Raw genomic sequence first — 5,143 nt, forward strand, 5'->3', positions numbered from 1 at the left:
GCGGCCACCGCGAGTCCGAGGACGATCCGCTCGTCCTCTCCCCGGCCGTCGCGGAGTCCCTGGGCGATCCGGACACGCCGCCGGACGTGTTCTCCGCCGTGGTGGCGTTCCTGGTCGACCTGCGCGAACACCCGTTCCCGCAGCTGAGCCTGCCGGTCCCGGGGCGGCCCGGAATGCACTCGGCGCCGCTGCCCCGCGATCTCGGCCTGGTGGAGTACACCGTGGACGACGACGCCGACCCGCCGCGGATCTACCTCTCCCGCATCCTGCGGGCGGACTGAACGCACTGAGCGCACCGAGCCGGACCGAGCGCACTGACGGCCCCTCACTCCAGCAGTCTCCGCAGCCACCCCTGCCGGGCCGCCACGGCCGCCCGGCTGACGGCCGCACCCGGCGCCAGGGTGTCGAAGCCGTGGCAGGCGCCGGGCCACACGTGCAGTTCGGCGCTGCCGCCGCACTGCCAGAGGGCGCCGGCGTAGGCCACCACCTCGTCCCGGAAGGTCTCCGCCGAGCCCACCTCCAGGTAGGCCGGCGGCAGCCCCGCCAGCGAGGTGGCGCGGGCGGGCGCGGCGTACGGCGGGACGTCCGGCGTGCCGTACCGCGCACCGAGGGCCGCCCGCCAGGCGGTGGCGTTCGAGGCGGCGTCCCAGGTGTCGCGCCCGGCGAGCTGCCGGGCGGACGCGGTGCCGCCCCGGTCGTCGAGCATCGGGCTGAGCAGCAGCTGACCGATCGTCACCGGGCCGCCCTCGTCGCGCAGCAGCAGGGCGAGCGCGGCGGCGAGGCCGCCCCCGGCGCTCTTCCCGGCCAGCACCACCCGGGCCGGGTCGAGGCCCAGCGGGGCGGCGTTGGCCAGCGTCCACCGGAGGGCGTCGCGGCAGGCGTGCAGGGGCTGCGGGTACGGCGCGTCGGGCGCGAGCGGGTACTCCACCGACACCACCGCGACTCCCAGCGGCTCCGCCAACTCCCGCAGCACGCGCGGCAGTACGGCGTACGCGTTGCCGCCGATCAGCCCGCCGCCGTGCAGGTAGTGCAGCACCGGCAGCCGCCCGCTCGCGCCGGCCGGACGCGCCCACACCACGCCCTCGCCGAGCCCCACCTCGAACCGGCCCCCGTCCGCCAACTCCCGCAGCCCGGGCCGCGGTCGGGCCGCCGCGTCCGCCCGCTGCCACTCCCGCAGCCGCTCCGCCGTCAGCGGCGCCGGCACGCCGCCGCGGGCCGCGACCGCCGCCGCGACCTCACGATCCATGTACGCCTCGCGCACCCGTTCCCCACCCTTCTCATCGTTCCGCCACGGAATGTGACGGCCCGCCAGGTAAGCGTGCACCCTTGGGGACGGCATGGAATCGATCGGGAGGAGTACGAGGATGGGCAGCGAACAGCGGGCGCTCCGGCTGGTGGTGACGGGCGGCGGCACCGGCGGGCACACGTATCCGGCGCTGACGGCGGTGCGGGCGTTGCAGGCGCGGCTGGCGGCCGAGCGCCGCGGCGTGGACGTGCTCTGGGTGGGCACCGCGAAGGGCCTGGAGGCGCGGATCGCCCCGGCGGAGGGGATCAGCTTCGAACCGGTCGCCACGGGGAAGGTCCGGCGGTCCAGGAACCCGCTGAAGCTGATCTCCCCGGCGAACGTGCGGGACATGCTCCGGGTGCCGTGGGGCGCGTTCCAGGCCCGGTCGCTGATCCGCCGGTTCGGGCCGGACGTGGTGCTGGCGACGGGTGGGTACGTCGCGGTGCCGGTGGGGCTGGCCGCGCGCTCCTGCCGGGCGCCGCTGGTGGTGCACGAGCAGACGGTGCGTCTGGGGTTGGCGAACAAGGTGCTGGCCCGGGCCGCGACCCGGGTGGCGGTCTCCTCCGAGTCGACGCTGCCCCTGCTGCCGGAGGCCGCCCGCAGCACCGCCGTGGTGACGGGCAACCCGGTCCGCCCCGCGGTCCTGACGGGCCGTCCGGACAAGGCGGTGGCCGCGCTCGGCCTGTACGGCTTCGACCCGTCGCTGCCGACGGTGTACGTGACGGGCGGCGCCCAGGGCTCGGTGCAGATCAACACCCTGGTGGCCGACGTCCTGCCCTGGCTGCTGGAGCGGGCCAACGTCGTCCACCAGTGCGGCCCCGCGAACGAGGCCGACCTGCACGCCCGGGCGGCGCGGCTGCCCGCCGACCTGATGGGCCGCTACTTCCTGACCGGCTTCCTGGGCCCCGAACTCCCGGACGTCCTGGCCCTGGCGGACGTCGTGGTCAGCCGCAGCGGCGCGGGCACCCTCGCGGAGCTGACGGCCCTCGGCAAGGCCGCGGTCTTCGTCCCGCTGGCCTCCTCGGCGGGCAACGAACAGGCCCACAACGCCGCCCACCTGGAACAGGCCGGCGCCGCCGTCGCCCTCCTCGGCACCGTCACCCCCGACCACCTCCGCGCCGCCCTCGGCCCCCTGCTGGAGGACGAGCCGCGCCGCACCGCGATGGCGGCACGCGCCCGCGAACACGGCCGCCCGGACGCGGCGGAGCGCCTGGTGGACGTCCTGCTGTCGGTGGCCCGTCGCGGTTGACGCTCCATCAGGGCAGGCGGTTCGCCGCGCCCGCCTCGATCAGCAGGGCGCAGTAGACGAATTCGACGGCGGAGCGGCCCATCGGGTCGGGGACGTCGCGGTCGTGGTCGAGGTAGAGGCGCATCTCGGTGGTGCTGTCGGGGCCGACCAGGGCGTAGAGGCGGTCGAGGACGGCGTGGTCCATGGCGAGGACCTGGTCGGCCCACTCGATCAGCTCGGGGGTGACGGGGGCGGGGTGATGGCCGGTCAGGTCGTAGCCGAGGACGGCCGCCACGGCGACCATCTCGGGGTGGGCCTCCTGCCACGTCCCGATCAGCCCGGCGGAGCGCACCTCGACCGCGTCGCCCCCGAGGTCGCTCAGCACCCGGGCGGCGAACGGGCTGCGGCAGTAGTTGCCGAGGCAGACGACGAGGATGCGCCGGGGCGGGCTGCTGGTGGTCATCGGAGCCTCCAGGGGCGAGGGCCGGGCACGGGGCGGTGCATGTGATCATCGGCCAGGTCCGTGCCGCTCGGGGCCGCCGGCGGCCGGGCGGCCGCACGGAGTGCCCCAACGAGTGGCCGGGCTACGCCATCAGGTCGATGCGGACCGGCTCGCCCGCCTGGGCGAACCGCCCCGGCCCGGGGCGGATGCCGCCGGCGGTCGGCGCGCGGTGTACGGGTAGCGGTGGAGGAGGGTCTCGACGAGGAACCGGGCCATCGCGGTGAGGCGTTCGGGCGGGTAGTGGTCGGGGTCGTCGAGGACGAGTCGGCCGCCCTCCTCAAGTGCCGCCAGCAGCAGGCGGATCAGCAGCTCGATGTCGAGGTCGGCCGCGGCGGCGTCGGCAGCGTCGGCGGCGTCGCGGAGGAACCAGCGGACGGCCCGGGCGAACTGCTCCCGGATCAGCGCGTCGCTGCGCTCCTTGTACTTGCGCACGGCGGGCGGCGTGCCGTCCACCGGGAGCAGGATCGCGCGCCAGCGGCCCGGGGCGGTGACCACCGCGTCGTAGTACCCGCGGGCGACGCCGGTGAAGACCTCGACCGGGTCCGCTCCGTTCAGGTCGCCCGGCAGCGTGGCCGCCATCTGGGCCTGGGCCCGCTCGCCTTCGCGTTCGAGCAGGGCGCGCAGCAGGTGGTCCGCGTCGGTGAACTGCCCGTAGACCACGGGCCGGGTGACGCCGGCGGCCTTGGCCACCGCGTCCACCGAGACGGCTGCCACGCCGTCGCGGTTGATGATCTCCAGTGCCGCGTCCAGGAGTTGCTCCCGCCGCTCGGCGGGGGCCATCCGCGGGGCGTACGGGCGCTTCGCGGGTGTGGGCGGTCGAACCATGGCGCCAGCCTATCTTGTGAAAGCTTCACTCCTGTAGCTACAGTCCTGAAGCAATTACCGGAAGGAACGCCATGACCAGCCAGGCACTCCCGCTCGACCCGCTCCAGGACCTCCCCGACCAGGTCGCCGACTTCAGCACCGACCCCGGCCTCATCCCGCTCGGCCGCCTCGCCGAACGGCTCGGCATCCGCATCCTCGAAGCCGGCCCGGACCGGGTCGTGGGCACCATGCCGGTCGACGGCAACCAGCAGCCGTACGGCCTGCTGCACGGCGGCGCCTCCGCCGCACTCGCGGAGTCGCTCGGCTCGATCGGCGCAGCCCTCCACGCCGGACCCGGCCGGTACGCGGTCGGCGTCGACCTCAACGCCACCCACCACCGCCCGGCCGTCTCCGGCCACGTCACCGGCGTCGCGACCGCCGTCTTCCGGGGCCGAACCGCGGCCACCTACGAGATCGCCGTCACCGACGACGCCGGGAAGCGCATCAGCAGCTGCCGCCTGACCTGCATGCTGCGCGACGCCTGACCGCAGGGCGCGAACCCGCTTCGGCGGTGGAGCGGCTACCATCCCCGCCCATGGACTACCGACGTTCGATTCCACCGGCGGGGAAGTGGCCGCGACTGTTCTGGCTGCGCTGGGTGCTGCTGGCGATCGCGCTCGGGGTCGGACTGGGCGGCGGGTGGCTGACCGGGGCGGGGTACCGGGAGCAGCCGACGACGCTGGTGGTGGTGGCGGCCGCGGCGACGTACGGGGCGTTCATGGCCCTCGCGGTGGCGGGTTGGGACACCCTGGACCACGTGTACCCGGTGTTCGGGCCGTGGACGGCCACCCTGGCCGCGGTCTTCACCATGGCGGTCGGCGCGACGGTCGGGTTGCCCAGCCCCTGGCCGCTGCCGGTGGCGGCGGCCGCCGCGGTCGGAGCGGTGTTCACCGCCCGGCGGGATCGTGAGCGGCGGCTGTTCTCCCTGAACCAGCCGCGTGAGCGCGCCCTGCACGAGCGGCGGTTCGCCGCCGAGGCGGTGACCCGCCGGGCCGTGGTGGTCGGGATGGGCGAGACCCTGGAGGAGATCGACCACCGGGGCCGGACCGCGACCGTCCTGACGCTGCGTTACACCGACCGGCAGGACGGGGAGTCCACCGTCCGCGTGCGGTACGAGTTCCCGGTGCACCTGCCGCCGCAGCTCGGCGCGGAGGGCACCGTCCGCTACCTGGCGGACGACCCGACCGCTCGCCGCGTCCGACTCGACCCGCCCGAGCTCCCGATCGACGACACCCCGGAGGACACTCCGCCCCTCGGCTCCCGC

General features: G+C 75.5%; 7 protein-coding genes. 4 read left to right on the plus strand and 3 right to left on the minus strand.

The features are described 5' to 3' along the window. Positions 1 to 281 (plus strand): hypothetical protein (locus tag IEZ12_RS13400; RefSeq protein ID WP_189272241.1); only part of this gene is annotated, 281 nt, incomplete at its 5' end. Positions 282 to 325: 44 nt separating this feature from the next. Here IEZ12_RS13400 and IEZ12_RS13405 read toward each other — a convergent pair. Continuing rightward, positions 326 to 1,261, minus strand: coding sequence for an alpha/beta hydrolase (locus IEZ12_RS13405; protein WP_229847500.1), 936 nt, complete (start codon positions 1,259 to 1,261; stop codon positions 326 to 328). A 103-nt stretch (positions 1,262 to 1,364) separates the two neighbouring features. Between IEZ12_RS13405 and IEZ12_RS13410 the strand changes: the two genes are divergently transcribed. Then, entirely contained in the window at positions 1,365 to 2,534 is a 1,170-nt protein-coding gene (locus tag IEZ12_RS13410) for a UDP-N-acetylglucosamine--N-acetylmuramyl-(pentapeptide) pyrophosphoryl-undecaprenol N-acetylglucosamine transferase (protein WP_189272242.1), read from the plus strand. Between the two features lie 7 nt (positions 2,535 to 2,541). On the opposite strand, the gene IEZ12_RS13415 is transcribed toward IEZ12_RS13410, so the two are convergent. Together IEZ12_RS13415 and IEZ12_RS13420 are read right to left on the minus strand one after the other, a co-directional pair. Beyond that, positions 2,542 to 2,976, minus strand: a complete 435-nt coding sequence (locus IEZ12_RS13415; RefSeq protein WP_189272243.1) for an arsenate reductase/protein-tyrosine-phosphatase family protein — start codon at positions 2,974 to 2,976, stop codon at positions 2,542 to 2,544. Positions 2,977 to 3,105: 129 nt separating this feature from the next. Beyond that, positions 3,106 to 3,840 carry a TetR/AcrR family transcriptional regulator gene (locus IEZ12_RS13420; RefSeq protein ID WP_189272244.1) on the minus strand — a complete coding sequence of 245 codons (735 nt, stop codon included), beginning with the start codon at positions 3,838 to 3,840 and terminating at the stop codon, positions 3,106 to 3,108. Between the two features lie 71 nt (positions 3,841 to 3,911). Between IEZ12_RS13420 and IEZ12_RS13425 the strand changes: the two genes are divergently transcribed. Beyond that, positions 3,912 to 4,364 (plus strand): PaaI family thioesterase, encoded by a 453-nt coding sequence (locus IEZ12_RS13425; protein WP_189272245.1) that lies wholly within the window; start codon positions 3,912 to 3,914, stop codon positions 4,362 to 4,364. Between the two features lie 50 nt (positions 4,365 to 4,414). Then, a partial coding sequence (locus tag IEZ12_RS13430) for a hypothetical protein (protein WP_229847501.1) occupies positions 4,415 to 5,143 on the plus strand: 729 nt, incomplete at its 3' end.

The sequence above is a fragment of the Kitasatospora griseola genome (assembly GCF_014648555.1).
GTDB lineage: Bacteria > Actinomycetota > Actinomycetes > Streptomycetales > Streptomycetaceae > Kitasatospora > Kitasatospora griseola.